This is a genomic window from Streptomyces sp. NPDC000941, assembly GCF_053599555.1.
Genome location: NZ_JBSFMM010000045.1, coordinates 28,334 through 43,105 on the forward strand (window position 1 = coordinate 28,334; position 14,772 = coordinate 43,105).

The window sequence follows — 14,772 nt, forward strand, 5'->3', positions numbered from 1 at the left end:
GCCGCCCGGAACACCTCCCGCCCCCGGCACGGCTGCAAGCAAATGCTTGCAATAGTTAGCACTGGTGCGGCAGCATGGGGGCATGGCATCACTGAACGTCGGCACCCTCGGCGAGTTTCTGCGCGAGCAGAGACGCGGCGCGCGGCTCTCGCTGCGCCAGCTCGCCGACGCTGCCGGGGTGTCCAATCCGTATCTGAGCCAGATCGAGCGCGGGCTGCGCAAGCCGAGCGCGGAGATCCTGCAGCAGCTCGCGAAGGCGCTGCGGATATCCGCCGAGACGCTTTATGTGCAGGCCGGGATTCTCGATGAGCGGGAGCGGGACGAGACGGAGACGCGCAGTGTGATACTGGCCGATCCGTTGATCAACGAGCGGCAGAAGCAGGTGCTGCTGCAGATCTACGAGTCGTTCCGCAAGGAGAACGCACCCGGCCCCGCCGCACCCGATCCCGCCGCGGGCGGCACCCCCTCGGGCACCCCTACTGGCGCCGGCACCCCCGCTGGTACGTACGCGGGCACCGGTAAGCCCATCGGTACCCCCTCCGGCAGCGCCGACGACGACGCCGAACCCTCGATTTGATCCGGGAGGACCATCAGCATGGCCATCACCGACGATGTGCGTAAGACGCTCACCGACCCGACCCCCCTGTACTTCGTGGCGGGCACGGCCGACCTCGCCGCCCAGAAGCTCAAGGAGGTGCCGTCGCTGGTCGAGAAGATCGTCGCCGAGGCCCCCGAGCGCTTCGCAGCCGTACGGAACACCGACCCGAAGGCCGTTCAGGACCGGGTCAGCCAGCAGGCGAAGGACGCCCAGGAGAAGCTCACCGAGCTGCTGGGCACGCTCGACACCGACCTGAAGAAGCTCCGCGACACGGCGCAGGACCTGGCCCTCCAGGGCGTGGGCCGCGCCGCCGAGCTGGCCGTCAAGGCGCGGGAGCGGTACGACGAGGTGGCCGAGCACGGCCAGGAGGTCGTCAAGACCTGGCGCGGCGAGGCGGCCGAGGAGATGGACGAGGCGGCCGACGCCATCGCGCCCGCACCCAAGGAGCGGCCGGTCACCGTCGCCGCCGAGCCGGCCAAGGACGCGACGACGAAGAGCGCGGTCAAGCCGGCGCCCGCCGCCAAGAAGGCCCCGGCTCGCAAGCCGGCCCCGGCCCCGGCTCCCGCCCCCGCCGCGAAGAAGACCCCGCCGAAGCCTCAGGGCTGAGGGACGGGCCTTTGCCCGAAGAGCACACCCAGGGCCGGGTACGCACTGCGTGCCCGGCCCTGGCAGCGGGTACGGTGGCCGATGGAACGCTTCCCATACATATCTTCTAGGCGGTGGACGGCGTGCTGGTGCAAGGCTTCAACCAACTGATGTACTGGGTCTCCTGGGGGCTGCTCCTGTTCAGCCTCTGCGCCTTCATCGACGCCGCGATCCGCCGCGAGGACGCCTACCGGGCCGCGGACAAGCAGAACAAGCCCTTCTGGCTGATCATCCTGGGCATCGCCGCCGCGGTGAACTTCTTCATGGGCATCTTCGACTTCCTGCCGATCATCGGGCTCATCGCGACCATCGTGTACTTCGTCGATGTGCGGCCCGCGCTCCGGCAGGTCTCCGGCGGAGGCCGGAACTGGCCGCGCCGCGGCGGCTCCAGCTCCGACGGTCCGTACGGCCCCTTCAACGGCCGCTAAGACTTGATCCGTATCCCTCGAAGGACATACGGACTGCATCCGGTTCGGCTGGTCCGGGCGCTCCGGCGTGGTCACCTCGCGGTGTCTCATCCGGGGTTGCTCGGGGCCTGTCCGGAATTCGGTGAGCAGAGGCCCGCAGTCCAGCGGGCTGCCGCAGGTGTTGTACCGGCAATCCGGTGGTCAGCACCTCACGCGGTTGACTCACACAGGCCGTCTTCTCGGCCAGCGTTGATCCTACCAGCTCGCAAGGTCGGCGAATTACGGAACCGGTCAGCCCCGGTCGAGGAGCAGCACGGCCAGGTCGTCCGTCAGCTCCCCGCCGTTGAGCGCCCGCACCTCGGTGACGGTGTTGTCCAGCAGCTCCTCGCCGCGCAGCCCCGCCGTCAGGCCGCGGGCCACGATGTCGACCATCCCCTCCTGGCCCAGCCGCTGTACGCCCTTCCCGACGCGCCCCTCGATGAGCCCGTCGGTGTACATCATCAGGCTCCAGGAGCCGCCGAGCTCGATCTCCCGGCGCGGCCAGCGGGCGCCCGGCAGCAGGCCGAGCGCCGGGCCGTTGTCGTCGGCGGGCAGCAGCCGGGGCGCACGCCCGGCGCGTATCGCCAGGGGTGCGGGGTGGCCGGCCAGGCACACCCCGGCCCGCCGCCCGTCCGGTGCGATGTCGACGGTGCACAGGGTCGCGAAGATCTCTTCGTCGGCGCGCTCGTTCTCCAGGACCTGCTGCAGGGTGCCGAGCAGCTGATCGCCGCAGAGCCCGGCGAAGGTCAGGGCGCGCCAGGCGATGCGCAGCTCGACGCCGAGGGCGGCCTCGTCGGGGCCGTGTCCGCAGACGTCGCCGATCATCGCGTGGACGGTGCCGTCCGGGGTGCGGACCGTGTCGTAGAAGTCGCCGCCCAGCAGGGCGCGGCTGCGGCCGGGCCGGTAGCGGGCGGCGAAGCGCAGCCCCGAGCCCTGCAGCAGCGGGGTGGGCAGCAGCCCGCGCTCCAGCCGGGCGTTCTCCTGGGCGCGCAGCCGGGACTCGGTCAGCTGGCGCTGGGCGAGGTCGGAGCGTTTTCGCTCGACGGCGTAGCGGATCGCGCGGCTGAGCAGCCGTCCGTCCAGCTCGTCGCGGAAGAGGAAGTCCTGGGCGCCGACCCGTACGGCTTCGGCGGCGCGCTCCCCGTCCTCCACGGCGGTCAGTACGAGGACCGCGTGGGCGGGTGCGAGCCGCAGCACCGCGTGCAGGGCGTCGAGCTCGTCCTCGGCCTTCTTGCAGGGGCCGGGCAGGGCCAGGTCCAGCAGGATGCACTGGACGTCATCGGTGAGCAGCCGCTCGGCCTCGGTGAGATTGCGTGCCGTACGGATACGGACCCGGTTCCCCTCGGTGTCCAGCATTTCGGGGACGGTGAAGGAGCCGGCGGGGTCTTCCCCGATCACCAGCAGGGTGAGCCCGTTGTCGGGCGGCGCGGCAGGCAGGGCCTCGGTGGCCGGCGCCTCCAGCTGCCCGGTCGCGGGTACGGACATCGCTCGATTCCTTCCCTCCCCCCGAGAGCGCGGCGCTCATTGAGAGGCGACCATAGCGCTAGGGCAGGCCCCAGCGGAATGACCTTCGGACAGCCACTTTTGTCATATGCCAAAGCCGTGAGGGGACTTGACGCGCCGGGGGATGACTATGGGATGACAAACATCACGCCTACGCGGGGCGAAATGACCGAATAGCCCCTCAACTCCCGTCCGGGCGTACGACACCGAGGATCGGCATCGAGCCGGCCCCGGCGACCGTGACCTGCCGCCCCGGGCGCGGCGCGTGGATGATCGCGCCGTCCCCTACATACATCCCCACATGACTCGCGTCCTTGAAGTAGATGATCAGGTCCCCCGGCCGCATCCGCTCGACACTCACCTTCGGCAGCTGCCGCCACTGCTCCTGCGAGGTGCGCGGGATCGAGCGGCCGCTCGCGGCCCACGCCTTCTGGGTCAGCCCCGAACAGTCGTAGGTGTCGGGGCCCTCCGCGCCCCACACATAGTCCTTGCCGAGCTGGGCCGTCGCGAAGTCCACCGCCCGCACCCCCTGCGAGGTGCCCTTTCCGCCGATCTTCCGCAGTATCCCGGAGCCCAGCCAAGTCGTCTGCGCCCGGCGCTGCTGCTCCTCCTCCAGCTGCCGCAGCCGCTCCCGCTCCTTCGCCTTCAGCCGGGACTCCAGCCGCTTGGCCCCGGCGAGCTTCGCCCGGATCTCCTTGCGGGCCGCGGCCTTCTTCGCGCGGCTGGAGTCGAGCCGCTCCCACTCCTGGGTGGCGTCCTTCGCATAGCGGTCGAGCGTGGCCTGCGTCTTCTCCAGTTGGTTCATCAGGCCCCGGGTCGCCTGCTGGCCCTTGCGCGCCAGGGTGACGTTGTCGAGAAAGCTCTCCGGGTCGTCGCCGAGGAGCAGCTGCGCCTCTGGCGGAATTCCGCCGTTGCGGTACTGGGCCCGGGCCACCGCCCCGGCCCGCTTCCGCAGGCCCGTCATCCGTTTCTGCGCCTTCACCACGGACTGTGCGATCTTTACGATCCGCTTCTCCTGGCGGGCCTGTTTCTCGCGCGCCAGGTTGTACGCGTCCGTGGCCGCCTCGGCCTTGCGGTAGAGGCTCTGCACCTTTTTGTGCACCTCTTGCAGGCTGCTGCCCGCGGCCCCTTCGGACCCGGCCCCCGACTCCGTCCCGGCCCCGGGCGTGGGCTCACGCGGCGCGGCCTGCGCCCGCTCCGGTACCGCCGACATCCCCACCGCACAGACGAACGCGGTCGCCGCGGCGATGCCCGCGCCCCCTCCCCTGCCGCCCCGCTTCACCTTCCGCTGCCCCATCACCTGAGGACCTCCACGAGCCGTCGGGTAACCCGCGTGCCAGAGCTGACTTACCGGTACGTAGGGACGGATAGTGACATGCCGTACCGCAATCCGACAGAGTCACGCGCCGATCGACTCCGCCATAACCTCCACCCAACCGGAATCAGAGCCTCCCTGGGCCACCACCCTGACGGCCGAGGTTCACCCTCCGTTCACTCACGCCCATCGGCTGCTTCACCTGATCTGCCTAATTTCAGCCCTACAAGCGTGCTGGCCGCGCCCATGGCGTGACCGACGCACAGCTGAGCAGAACCACAAACGCGCAGTACCCCACCTCTTCGTGCGCCGTCCCCACCGGCGGCTCCTGGAAGGAAAACCCGAAAGTGAAGCTTCAGCGCAACAACCGGCTTCGCGCCATCGCCGCCGGTGCCCTTGCCGTCTCCGGCGCCCTGGTGCTCACCGCCTGCGGTTCCGACGACAACAACGGTTCCTCGAGCGGCGGTGGCGGCACCAAGACCGACGCCAGCAACATCAAGTGCGAGGGCAAGGGCCAGCTGCTGGCGTCCGGGTCGTCCGCCCAGAAGAACGCCATGGACCTGTGGGTCAAGAACTACGGCGCGGCCTGCAAGGACGTCAAGCTCAACTACAAGGCCACCGGCTCCGGCGCGGGCATCCAGGAGTGGCTGCAGGGCAAGACCGCCTTCGCGGGCTCCGACTCGGCGCTCAAGCCCGAAGAGGTCGCCTCCTCCAAGAAGATGTGCAAGGGCGGCCAGGGCATCAACCTGCCGATGGTCGGCGGCCCGATCGCGGTCGGCTTCAACGTCCCCGGCGTGGACAAGCTGACCCTGGACGCCAAGACCCTCGCCGAGATCTTCGACTCGAAGATCACGAACTGGAACGACGACGCCATCAAGAAGCTCAACAAGGGCGTCAGCCTGCCGAACCTCAAGATCCAGGCGTTCCACCGCTCGGACGACTCCGGCACCACGGACAACTTCACCAAGTACCTCAAGGCCGCCGCCCCCTCGGCGTGGCCGCACGAGCCGGGCAAGGCCTGGGAGGGCAAGGGCGGCCAGGCCGCGGACGGCTCCGCCGGTGTCTCCTCGCAGGTGAAGCAGGTCTCCGGCGCGATCTCGTACTTCGAGCTGTCGTACGCGACCGCCAGCAGCATCAAGACCGTGGACCTGAACACCGGTGCCGCCGCCCCGGTCCAGGCCACCGTCGACAACGCCTCCAAGGCCATCTCCGAGGCCAAGATCAAGGGCACCGGCAAGGACCTCGCCCTCGACCTGGCGTACGACACCAAGGCAGAGGGCGCGTACCCGATTACGCTGGTGACGTACGAGATCGCCTGTGACAAGGGCAACAACTCCGACACGCTTGCCGCCACCAAGTCGTTCCTGACCTACGTCGCGAGCGAGGACGGCCAGGCTTCTCTCAAGGAGCTCGGCTACGCCCCGCTGCCGGCCGAGATCGCCACGAAGGTCCGCGAGAGCGTCGCGAGCCTCTCCTGACCTGAGTGCGGCCGGCTCCCACACCACGGAGCCGGCCGCACCGTCCGGTGCACCGCCGCGCAAGGAGCCACACCCCTCTGGCTCCTCAGACCGGAGAACCCATGAAAACGGATATAGAATCCACATCCCCCACAGAACCGCCTGCCCTGGCCAGCTCTCGTGGCACCGGCCGCATCGGCGACAAAGTCTTCCTCGGCCTCTCCCGAGGGTCCGGAATCCTGCTGCTGGTGATCATGGCCGCCATCGCGGCCTTCCTCACCGTGCGAGCGGTTTCCGCCATCTCTGACGACCACGGCAACTTCTTCACCACCTTCGAGTGGAACACCAGCAGCCGCCCGATGGTCTTCGGTATCGCCGTGCTCGTCTACGGCACGATCGTCAGCTCGATCATCGCGATGCTGATCGCGGTCCCGGTCGCGGTCGGCATCGCGCTGTTCATCTCGCACTACGCGCCGCGCCGGCTGGCCACCCTGGTCGCCTACGTCATCGACCTGCTCGCGGCGGTCCCCAGCATCGTCTACGGCCTGTGGGGGGCGCTCTTCCTCGTCCCGCATCTGACCGGCCTGTACCAATGGCTCGACGACTACCTGGGCTGGACCAAGATCTTCGAGTACAACGACGGCACCCCGCGCTCCCTGTTCACCGTGGGCATCCTGCTGGCGATCATGATCATCCCGATCGTCACCAGCGTCAGCCGCGAGGTCTTCCGCCAGGTCCCGCAGACGCACGAGGAGGCCGCGCTGGCCCTCGGCGCGACCCGCTGGGAAGTCATCCGGATGTCGGTCCTCCCCTTCGGCCGCTCCGGCATCATCAGCGCCTCCATGCTGGGCCTGGGCCGCGCGCTCGGCGAGACGATGGCCGTGGCCACCGTGCTGTCCCCGAGCTACCTGATCAGCCCCAGCCTGCTGGACTCGGGCGGCGGCACCTTCGCCCAGAACATCGCCAGCCACTTCAAGGAGGCCGACGGCCCCGCGCGTGACGCGCTGATCGCCTCCGGTCTGGTGCTGTTCGTCATCACGCTGCTGGTGAACGGCGCCGCGCGGCTGATCATCGCCCGCCGCAAGGAGTACTCGGGAGCCGCGGCATGAGTAACGCAGTCATCGACAAGAGCGCGGTGGCCGGGGACGCCCCGCGGCCGGGCCTCAAGCAGCCCCGGCTGCCCAAGTGGACCCCGATCGGCCTGGCACTGATCTCGGTGGGCCTGGGCTGCGGCATCGGTGTCGTGGGCGATCTGAGCAGCAAGACCCAGTGGGGTCTGATCGCCGCGCTGCTGTTCGTACTCATCTCCTTCGCTCTGACCGCCAAGGTCGAGGGCTCCCGCCAGGCCAAGGACAAGCTGGCCACCAGCCTGATCTGGGTCTGCTTCCTGCTCGCGGTGGTCCCGCTGGTCTCGCTGATCTGGGAGACCGTCGACCGGGGCCGCACGGTCCTCGACGGCTACTTCCTCGGCCACTCCATGGAGGGCGTGCAGACGATCCTCCCCGGCGGCGGTGTGTACCACGCGATCATCGGCACGCTGGAGCAGGTCGGCATCGCCACCGCCATCGCGGCCCCGATCGGCCTGCTGACCGCCGTCTACCTGGTGGAATACGGGCGCGGCCGGCTCGCCAAGGCCGTCACCTTCTTCGTGGACGTCATGACCGGTGTCCCCTCGATCGTCGCCGGTCTGTTCATCCTCACCTTCTGGATCATCATCCTGGACTTCGACTACTCCGGCTTCGCAGGCGCGATGGCCCTGGCCATCCTGATGATGCCGATCGTCGTCCGCTCGACGGAGGAAATGCTCAAGCTCGTCCCGAACGAGCTGCGTGAGGCATCTCTCGCGCTGGGCGTGCCCAAGTGGCGCACCATCCTCAAGGTGGTGCTGCCCACCGCGATCGGCGGGATCATCACCGGTGTGATGCTCGCGGTCGCCCGTATCGCCGGTGAGTCGGCCCCGATCATGCTGCTGGTGTTCGGCGCCACGGGGATCAACAACAACCCCTTCGACGGCGCGCAGTCCTCGCTCCCGTACTACGTGTACGAGCAGTGGCAGCTCGGTAACGATGCCTCGTACAACCGGGCCTGGGCGGCGGCGCTCGTCCTGATCGCCTTCGTCATGATCCTCAACCTGCTCGCCCGCGGTGTAGCCCGCTGGAAGGCACCGAAGACCGGCCGCTGAGGCCACGCCACGAAGAAGAGAAGTGATTCACATGGCCAAGCGCATCGACGTCAGCGGCCTGACCGCCTACTACGGCACCCACAAGGCCATCGAGGACATCTCGATGACCGTCGAGCCCCGCTCGGTGACGGCCTTCATCGGCCCGTCCGGCTGCGGCAAGTCCACCTTCCTGCGCACCCTGAACCGGATGCACGAGGTCACCCCCGGTGGCCGGGTCGAGGGCAAGGTGATGCTGGACGACGAGAACCTGTACGGCACGGGCGTCGACCCGGTCTCCGTGCGGCGTACGGTCGGCATGGTCTTCCAGCGTCCGAACCCGTTCCCCACGATGTCGATCTTCGAGAACGTCGCGGCGGGGCTGAAGCTGAACGGCTCGTACAAGAAGAGCGAGCTGGAGGGCATCGTCGAGAAGTCCCTCAAGGGCGCCAACCTGTGGAACGAGGTCAAGGACCGGCTCAACAAGCCGGGCGCCGGCCTCTCCGGCGGCCAGCAGCAGCGGCTGTGCATCGCCCGCGCCATCGCGGTCGAGCCGCAGGTGCTGCTCATGGACGAGCCGTGCTCGGCGCTCGACCCGATCTCCACACTCGCCATCGAGGACCTGATCGGTGAGCTCAAGGAGCGCTTCACGATCGTCATCGTGACGCACAACATGCAGCAGGCGGCGCGCGTCTCGGACCGCACGGCGTTCTTCAACCTGGCGGGTGTCGGCCAGCCGGGCAAGCTCATCGAGATCGACGAGACCGAGCGGATCTTCTCCAACCCGTCCGTCCAGGCGACCGAGGACTACATCTCGGGCCGCTTCGGCTGACGCACCCGCCTCCCGCCGACGGCGTGCCGACGGCGGAGGAGGAACGTCCTGTGGTGCTGCATGGCGGTGCCACCGCAGGACGAAGGGCCCGCCCCCGATCATCCCGGGGGCGGGCCCGCCGCTTTCGGTTACGTGTGCTGTCAGCCGAAGGCCAGGTTGACGATCCAGTAGCTGAGCGCGGCGACACCGGCCGCCGCCGGCATGGTGATGAACCAGCCGAGGATGATGTTCTTCGCCACGCCCCAGCGCACCGCGTTCACCCGCTTGGTCGCGCCGACGCCCATGATCGCCGAGGTGATGACATGGGTCGTCGAGACCGGCGCCTGGAACATGAACGAAGCGGTGTACATGACCGAGGCCGCCGTGGTCTCCGCCGCGAATCCCTGCGGCGGGTCGAGCTCGATGATCCGGCGGCCCAGTGTGCGCATGATGCGCCAGCCGCCCGCGTACGTACCGAGCGAGAGCATCGCGGCGCAGGCTATCTTCACCCACACCGGAATCGCGTCGCCCTCGTCCTCCACACCGGCGATGACCAGGGCCATCACCACGACACCCATGGTCTTCTGGGCGTCCTGCAGACCGTGGCCGAGCGCCATGGCCGCAGCCGAGACGGTCTGGGCTATGCGGAAGCCGCGCTTTGCCTTGTGCGGGTTGGCGTTCCGGAACATCCACAGGATGGCCACCATCAGGAAGTAGCCCAGCACCAGACCGACGACGGGCGACAGGAACATCGGGATGACGACCTTCTCCACCACCCCGCTCCAGTGGACGGTGCTGGACCCGGCGAGTGCCGCGCCCACCAGACCGCCGAACAGGGCGTGCGAGGAGGAGGACGGAAGGCCGAAATACCAGGTCACCATGTTCCAGGTGATCGCGCCCACCAGCGCGGAGAACAAGATCATCATGCCTTGTCCGCCGGTCGGGGTGGCGATCAGGCCCTCGCTGACGGTCTTGGCGACCCCGCTGCCCAGGAAGGCGCCCGCGAGATTCATCACCGCGGCCATCGCGAGCGCCGCCCGCGGGGTCAGCGCCCGGGTCGAGACGGAGGTGGCGATGGCGTTCGCCGAATCATGGAAGCCGTTGGTGTACGTGAAGAAGAGCGCGACCGCAATGGTCACGACAAGCGCGAAGGTGTCCATGCCGAGGCTCAGGACTCCTTGACGGCGATGGTCTCGACCGTATTGGCCACGTGCTCGAAGGCGTCGGCCGCCTCCTCGAGCACATCCACGATCTGCTTGAGCTTGAGCACCTCGATGGCGTCGTACTTGCCGTTGAACAGGTGCGCCAGCAGCTTGCGGTGGATCTGGTCCGCCTGGTTCTCGAGACGGTTGACCTCGATCCAGTACTCGGTGAGGTTCGTCATGGTGCGCAGGTTCGGCATCGCCTCGGCGGTCAGCTCCGCGGCCCGCGCCAGTACCTCGATCTGCTGCTCGACCCCCTTGGGCAGCTCCTCTATCTGGTAGAGGACGACCAGGTCGACGGCCTCCTCCATGAAGTCCATGATGTCGTCGAGGGAGGAGGCGAGGGCGTAGATGTCCTCGCGGTCGAACGGCGTGATGAAGGAGGAGTTCAGCTGGTGGAAGATCGCGTGGGTCGCGTCGTCCCCCGCGTGCTCCGCGGCCCGCATGCGTTCGGCGAGCTCGGTACGAGCGGAGGAGTCCGCCCCGAGCAGTTCCATCAGGAGTTTCGAGCCGGTAACGATGTTGTCCGCGGAAGCGGCGAACATGTCGTAGAAGCTCGTCTCCCTGGGGGTCAGACGAAAGCGCACTGGGGATCCTCGGAATGCATCGGGGTCTGTCTCGTTGATGCTAGGTGCATCATCCGGCCACGGTAACCGGCGTTCCCCAGTGTGGCCCATAGGGCAGAGTGCTTATCACAGGGACCCGGTCCAACCAGGCAGACCCGGTACCATATACCCAGCCGGGGTATATAGGACATTTGCGAACAACGGGAGGGCGCCATGACCACCACGGCAGCCGACAACACCGCCCCCACCGAGGGCGAGCAGCGGAGCCAGGCGCCCGAGCCCGAGACGCAGGCCGGGACGGAGGCCGAGGCGCAGGCCACCGCCGCCGAGCACACCGGCCACGGCTACGCCAAGCAGAAGGACCAGCACCTCAAGCGACTGCGCCGGATCGAGGGCCAGATCCGGGGCCTGCAGCGGATGGTCGAGGAGGACGTCTACTGCATCGACATACTCACCCAGGTCTCGGCGAGCACCAAGGCGCTCCAGTCCTTCGCGCTGCAACTCCTGGAGGAGCATCTGCGCCACTGCGTGGCGGCGGCCGCCGTCAAGGGCGGCGAAGAGGTCGACGCCAAGGTCGCCGAGGCCACCGCCGCCATCGCCCGCCTGCTGCGGACCTGACATGCGGACCTGACATGCGGACCTGACGGCGCCGCCGCCCCCGCTCGGCCTTCCGGCGCTATGGCCGGGCGCCCTCGCCTTCGTCCTCGGCTGGATTTGATCGGTCCTCCGCCACCTGGAGCACCTCGTCGATACGGTCCGGACTGAGCCTTTCCTCGTCCGCGCTCGACGCAGCGATCATCAACTCACCGTAGAGATCGATCTCGACGAGGGCCACGGGGTCCGGGCCCGACGAGCCGCGACGCGCAACCACGTGTTTCACCTCCTCCTGCGAGCATCTGCGAGCACTTCCGAGCAGCGGCTTCCCAGCGTAGGGATCGGTACACACTCCGCGCATGGCACGGATGGACCATTTCACGGGGCTGAACGGCATGCGCTGGCTAGGTCTGGGGGGATCCAACCCTTCCTGTGTAAATATCCGATGATTTAGGGAGCGTCACGGCGGCCGGCGCGCCGAAGTCGTACAGCTCGATGGTGGAGGCCACCCCCAGCGTCCGCCGTACGCCCTGGGGGCCGGGGGTGCTCCGATCGCCCGACGCACCCTGGGCTGAGTCGCCGCCCCGCCCGGCTTGCCCGGCGCCGCTCCCACCTCCGCTCGCGGTTCCGCCTCCGGTTCCGCTTCCACCACCCTGCCCGGACTGACCGCCCTGGCTGCCTTGGCCGTCCTGCCGGTCCTGCCCGTCCTGCCCGCCGACCTCGCCGCTGGTCACCGTGAACTGGTGCCGTACCTCGCGCAGCCGCCCCTGCCGGTCGATATAGGCGTCAAAGGGCACCGCGTGCTCGGTGAACCCCCGCGCGGCGGCCGCCAACGGTCCGCGCACACCCGGCGACGCGACCCGCGCGGCCCGCCCGATGTCTGTCGTCCCGCGATAGTGCCGCACCACCGTCCCGTCCAGCCCCTCCTCGCCCACCAGGCTCACGGCCCGCGCCCCGCGCAGCAGCTCGGCGGCGGCCAGCGGATCGGTCGCCCCGCCGGTGACAAGGTTCCCGTCCGGGATACCGGCCGTATCCACCCGGACCCACTTGTCCGGCGGAATGCCCGCGCCCCGGTTCCGCATGAACAGCGCGCCCGAGGCCAGCAGTTCGGTGATCGGCTCATGCTCGACGGCCCCCATCGCGTCCCTGGGCAGCACCAGGCGCAGCCGCCCCATCCGCCTGACGAAGTCGTACGCGCCGCTGCCCCGGATCGAGACGCGTGTGCCACCCGTCGCCGTCTCCATCGTCGTACGGACCCGTGAACTGCCCGACCGGACCAGCACATCGGCGGCGCGGTGCAGCGCGGCGACCGCGGCGGCGTGCGATTCGCCGCCGGGGCGCTCGTCGGCGACCGTCTCGGAGGAACAGCCGGTCAGGGTCGCCGTGGTCGTGGTCGCCATCAGCCCGGCCAGCAGTGCGCCCGCCACAGCGGCCGCCATGCGCCTCGTCCGGGCACCGCCCGTACGCCGCTGGATTTCCATCGACCGTCGACCCCCTGGCCACGCTCGTCCACGCCCTTGGTACTTGTTCGTTTAACGACTCGCCCCTAGGGCTCGTCACGGCCGGGTAGCGTGGTCATGTGCTCGACTCTGGCGTTTCGGACCCCGACCAACACCGCACCACCACCGTGGAAAAGGGCTCCTTCTGCAGCGCCCGCTGCTCCTGCGGCTGGCGCGGCCCCGCCCGCCGTTCGCGGGACAAGGCCCGCACCGACGCGGCCGGCCACGCCGGCGGAACCGGATGCGCCGCCTCGCCCTCTGAGTAGGGGACCGGGCCTGCGCGCGACCGCCCGGCCAACTGGTGGGGCAGCAGCGTCAAGTGGGACGGGAGGCCGCCATGAAGCGGCGGACACTACTGGCAGCGGGCACGGCACTGGGGACCACGGGGACGTGGGCCACAGCGTGCGACAAGAACTCGGGACAGGCGGCGGGGGACGGCGATCCGTCCACCCGCGCCGCCTCTTCCGCCTCCGATGCCCGTTCGTCCTCCGCTTCCGCCTCGGCCTCCGCCGGCGGCACGGACGGCAAGCCGCGGGCCGCGGACTGGACCGCGCTGGGCAAGGGTCTGCAGGGCGATCTGATACGCCCCGGCGACTCCGACTACACCACCGCCCGTCAGCTCTACAACACCCGCTTCGACCGGCTGCGGCCCGCAGCCGTCGCTTATATAGCCAACACCTCGGACATATCCGAGTGCCTGGACTTCGCCCGCCGCCACGGCACCCCGGTCGCCATTCGCAACGGCGGCCACAGCTACGCCGGTTGGTCCAGCGGCGACGGCCGCCTCGTCATCGACGTCTCCGCGCTCAAGTCGATCCGTACCTCCTCCGGCGAGGCCCGGATCGGCGGGGGCGCCAAGCTCATCGACGTCTACACCACCCTGGGCGCGTCCGGCGTGACCGTACCCGGCGGCTCCTGCCCCACCGTGGGCATCTCCGGCCTGACCCTCGGCGGCGGCCACGGCGTCGTCTCCCGGGCGTACGGGCTCACCTCCGACAACCTCACCGGCGCCAGCATCGTCACCGCCGACGGCCGGACCCTCCAGGTGTCCAAGGACCGCGAGGCCGATCTGTTCTGGGCCCTGCGCGGCGCCGGCAACGGCAACTTCGGCGTCGTCACCGAACTCCGCTTCCGCACCCACCGGGCCGCCGACGGCGTCACCTGCTATATGACCTGGCCGTGGTCCAAGGCCGCGACGGTGCTGCGGGCCTGGCAGAAGTGGGGCCCGGACCAGCCGGACGAGATCTGGTCGGCGCTCCACCTGGAGGCCTCCCCCGGCCGCACCCCGACCGTCTCGGTGAGCTGCTTCTCGCTCGGCACCTACGGCGAGTTGCAGAACGCCGTCGACCGGCTCGCCGACGGCCCGGGCGGGCCCGGCCCCGCCTCGAGAGTCCTGCTGCGCCGCCGCGGCTATGTGGAGGCGATGCGGGCGTACGCCGGATGCGCCGACACCGGCACCACCCAGTGCCACCTCCCGGGCGACACACCGGGCCGCAGCTCGTCCGGCGTCCTCCAGCGCGAGACATACGCGGCGCGCTCCGACTTCTACGCCCGCTCGCTGAGCGAGGCGGGCGTGCGCGCGATGCTCGGCCAGGTGGAGGCGTACGGACGCCGTACGAGCGGCGGGGGCGCGGTCAGCATCGCGCTCACCGCGCTCGGCGGGGCCGTCAACCGCGTCGCGCCCACGACCACCGCCTTCGTCCACCGCCGCTCACGCTTCCTGGCGCAGTACAGCGCCTCATGGGCGGCCGGCGGGGCCGGGACGGCACAGCTCTCCTGGCTCGACGGCGTGCATACGGCGATGCGGCGCCATGCGTCGGGGGCGGCGTACCAGAACTACACGGACGCGTCCCTCAAGGACTGGCGTACCGCGTATTACGGGTCGGCGGCGGACCGGCTGACCAAGCTGAAGAAACGGTACGACCCGGACCGGCTGTTCGACTTCCCGCAGGCGCTGTGAGGAGCCCTCGGGTTCCTG

The 14,772-nt window shown here is 69.4% G+C and carries 16 protein-coding genes; 10 read left to right on the forward strand and 6 right to left on the reverse strand.

The window, feature by feature from the left end; all coding sequences use genetic code 11:
* Window positions 1–82 precede the first annotated feature (82 nt).
* The 3 genes from ACWDSL_RS17035 (at window position 83) to ACWDSL_RS17045 (ending at window position 1,671) form a co-directional block, all read left to right on the forward strand.
* A complete protein-coding gene (locus ACWDSL_RS17035) occupies window positions 83–577 on the forward strand; it encodes a helix-turn-helix domain-containing protein (RefSeq protein ID WP_450486073.1) in 495 nt (164 codons plus the stop codon).
* An 18-nt stretch (window positions 578–595) separates the two neighbouring features.
* Window positions 596–1,204 (forward strand): hypothetical protein, encoded by a 609-nt coding sequence (locus ACWDSL_RS17040; RefSeq protein WP_450486075.1) that lies wholly within the window; start codon window positions 596–598, stop codon window positions 1,202–1,204.
* A gap of 149 nt (window positions 1,205–1,353) precedes the next feature.
* Window positions 1,354–1,671: a DUF2516 family protein gene (locus tag ACWDSL_RS17045; RefSeq protein WP_385627958.1), complete on the forward strand. Its 318-nt coding sequence runs from the start codon at window positions 1,354–1,356 to the stop codon at window positions 1,669–1,671.
* 270 nt (window positions 1,672–1,941) lie between these two features.
* On the opposite strand, the gene ACWDSL_RS17050 is transcribed toward ACWDSL_RS17045, so the two are convergent.
* Together ACWDSL_RS17050 and ACWDSL_RS17055 are read right to left on the reverse strand one after the other, a co-directional pair.
* The gene (locus ACWDSL_RS17050; RefSeq protein WP_089512511.1) at window positions 1,942–3,174 is read right to left on the reverse strand and encodes a PP2C family protein-serine/threonine phosphatase; all 1,233 of its coding nucleotides are present in this window, start codon (window positions 3,172–3,174) and stop codon (window positions 1,942–1,944) included.
* A 199-nt stretch (window positions 3,175–3,373) separates the two neighbouring features.
* The gene (locus ACWDSL_RS17055; RefSeq protein WP_450486077.1) at window positions 3,374–4,489 is read right to left on the reverse strand and encodes an NlpC/P60 family protein; all 1,116 of its coding nucleotides are present in this window, start codon (window positions 4,487–4,489) and stop codon (window positions 3,374–3,376) included.
* Window positions 4,490–4,854: 365 nt separating this feature from the next.
* Here ACWDSL_RS17055 and pstS point away from each other — a divergent pair, with 365 nt between their 5' ends.
* The 4 genes from pstS to pstB all read left to right on the forward strand — a co-directional run bounded on the left by pstS (window position 4,855) and on the right by pstB (window position 8,954).
* The gene (pstS, locus tag ACWDSL_RS17060; protein WP_450486079.1) at window positions 4,855–5,985 is read left to right on the forward strand and encodes a phosphate ABC transporter substrate-binding protein PstS; all 1,131 of its coding nucleotides are present in this window, start codon (window positions 4,855–4,857) and stop codon (window positions 5,983–5,985) included.
* A 101-nt stretch (window positions 5,986–6,086) separates the two neighbouring features.
* Window positions 6,087–7,073 (forward strand): phosphate ABC transporter permease subunit PstC, encoded by a 987-nt coding sequence (gene pstC, locus ACWDSL_RS17065; RefSeq protein ID WP_450486081.1) that lies wholly within the window; start codon window positions 6,087–6,089, stop codon window positions 7,071–7,073.
* The gene (pstA, locus tag ACWDSL_RS17070) at window positions 7,070–8,146 is read left to right on the forward strand and encodes a phosphate ABC transporter permease PstA (protein ID WP_450486083.1); all 1,077 of its coding nucleotides are present in this window, start codon (window positions 7,070–7,072) and stop codon (window positions 8,144–8,146) included. The genes pstC and pstA overlap by 4 nt, the downstream gene beginning before the upstream one ends.
* Window positions 8,147–8,177: 31 nt before the next feature.
* Window positions 8,178–8,954 carry a phosphate ABC transporter ATP-binding protein PstB gene (gene pstB, locus ACWDSL_RS17075; RefSeq protein WP_089512516.1) on the forward strand — a complete coding sequence of 259 codons (777 nt, stop codon included), beginning with the start codon at window positions 8,178–8,180 and terminating at the stop codon, window positions 8,952–8,954.
* A 140-nt stretch (window positions 8,955–9,094) separates the two neighbouring features.
* Here pstB and ACWDSL_RS17080 read toward each other — a convergent pair whose 3' ends face one another.
* A complete protein-coding gene (locus ACWDSL_RS17080) occupies window positions 9,095–10,093 on the reverse strand; it encodes an anion permease (protein WP_450486085.1) in 999 nt (332 codons plus the stop codon).
* An 8-nt stretch (window positions 10,094–10,101) separates the two neighbouring features.
* Window positions 10,102–10,722 (reverse strand): DUF47 domain-containing protein, encoded by a 621-nt coding sequence (locus ACWDSL_RS17085; protein ID WP_450486087.1) that lies wholly within the window; start codon window positions 10,720–10,722, stop codon window positions 10,102–10,104.
* 192 nt (window positions 10,723–10,914) lie between these two features.
* Here ACWDSL_RS17085 and ACWDSL_RS17090 point away from each other — a divergent pair, with 192 nt between their 5' ends.
* Window positions 10,915–11,319 carry a metal-sensitive transcriptional regulator gene (locus tag ACWDSL_RS17090; protein ID WP_450486089.1) on the forward strand — a complete coding sequence of 135 codons (405 nt, stop codon included), beginning with the start codon at window positions 10,915–10,917 and terminating at the stop codon, window positions 11,317–11,319.
* Between the two features lie 58 nt (window positions 11,320–11,377).
* Here ACWDSL_RS17090 and ACWDSL_RS17095 read toward each other — a convergent pair whose 3' ends face one another.
* Both ACWDSL_RS17095 and ACWDSL_RS17100 read right to left on the reverse strand, forming a co-directional pair.
* Window positions 11,378–11,572: a hypothetical protein gene (locus ACWDSL_RS17095; protein ID WP_450486091.1), complete on the reverse strand. Its 195-nt coding sequence runs from the start codon at window positions 11,570–11,572 to the stop codon at window positions 11,378–11,380.
* Between the two features lie 127 nt (window positions 11,573–11,699).
* Complete coding sequence (locus tag ACWDSL_RS17100) at window positions 11,700–12,734, reverse strand: hypothetical protein (RefSeq protein ID WP_450486093.1); 1,035 nt, start codon at window positions 12,732–12,734, stop codon at window positions 11,700–11,702.
* Between the two features lie 140 nt (window positions 12,735–12,874).
* Between ACWDSL_RS17100 and ACWDSL_RS17105 the strand changes: the two genes are divergently transcribed.
* A complete protein-coding gene (locus tag ACWDSL_RS17105) occupies window positions 12,875–13,060 on the forward strand; it encodes a hypothetical protein (protein ID WP_078610535.1) in 186 nt (61 codons plus the stop codon).
* Between the two features lie 71 nt (window positions 13,061–13,131).
* Window positions 13,132–14,754, forward strand: coding sequence for an FAD-binding oxidoreductase (locus tag ACWDSL_RS17110; RefSeq protein ID WP_450486095.1), 1,623 nt, complete (start codon window positions 13,132–13,134; stop codon window positions 14,752–14,754).
* The last annotated feature ends 18 nt before the right edge of the window (window positions 14,755–14,772 follow it).

What these genes read in the sequence shown, in the direction of transcription:
- ACWDSL_RS17035 (WP_450486073.1), top strand. Translation starts at nt 83, where the DNA reads ATGGCATCACTGAACGTCGGCACCCTCGGCGAGTTTCTGCGCGAGCAG.
- ACWDSL_RS17040 (WP_450486075.1), top strand. Translation starts at nt 596, where the DNA reads ATGGCCATCACCGACGATGTGCGTAAGACGCTCACCGACCCGACCCCC.
- ACWDSL_RS17045 (WP_385627958.1), top strand. Translation starts at nt 1,354, where the DNA reads ATGTACTGGGTCTCCTGGGGGCTGCTCCTGTTCAGCCTCTGCGCCTTC.
- ACWDSL_RS17050 (WP_089512511.1), bottom strand. Translation starts at nt 3,174, where the DNA reads ATGTCCGTACCCGCGACCGGGCAGCTGGAGGCGCCGGCCACCGAGGCC.
- ACWDSL_RS17055 (WP_450486077.1), bottom strand. Translation starts at nt 4,489, where the DNA reads ATGGGGCAGCGGAAGGTGAAGCGGGGCGGCAGGGGAGGGGGCGCGGGC.
- pstC (WP_450486081.1), top strand. Translation starts at nt 6,087, where the DNA reads ATGAAAACGGATATAGAATCCACATCCCCCACAGAACCGCCTGCCCTG.
- pstA (WP_450486083.1), top strand. Translation starts at nt 7,070, where the DNA reads ATGAGTAACGCAGTCATCGACAAGAGCGCGGTGGCCGGGGACGCCCCG.
- pstB (WP_089512516.1), top strand. Translation starts at nt 8,178, where the DNA reads ATGGCCAAGCGCATCGACGTCAGCGGCCTGACCGCCTACTACGGCACC.
- ACWDSL_RS17080 (WP_450486085.1), bottom strand. Translation starts at nt 10,093, where the DNA reads ATGGACACCTTCGCGCTTGTCGTGACCATTGCGGTCGCGCTCTTCTTC.
- ACWDSL_RS17090 (WP_450486089.1), top strand. Translation starts at nt 10,915, where the DNA reads ATGACCACCACGGCAGCCGACAACACCGCCCCCACCGAGGGCGAGCAG.
- ACWDSL_RS17100 (WP_450486093.1), bottom strand. Translation starts at nt 12,734, where the DNA reads ATGGCGGCCGCTGTGGCGGGCGCACTGCTGGCCGGGCTGATGGCGACC.
- ACWDSL_RS17110 (WP_450486095.1), top strand. Translation starts at nt 13,132, where the DNA reads ATGAAGCGGCGGACACTACTGGCAGCGGGCACGGCACTGGGGACCACG.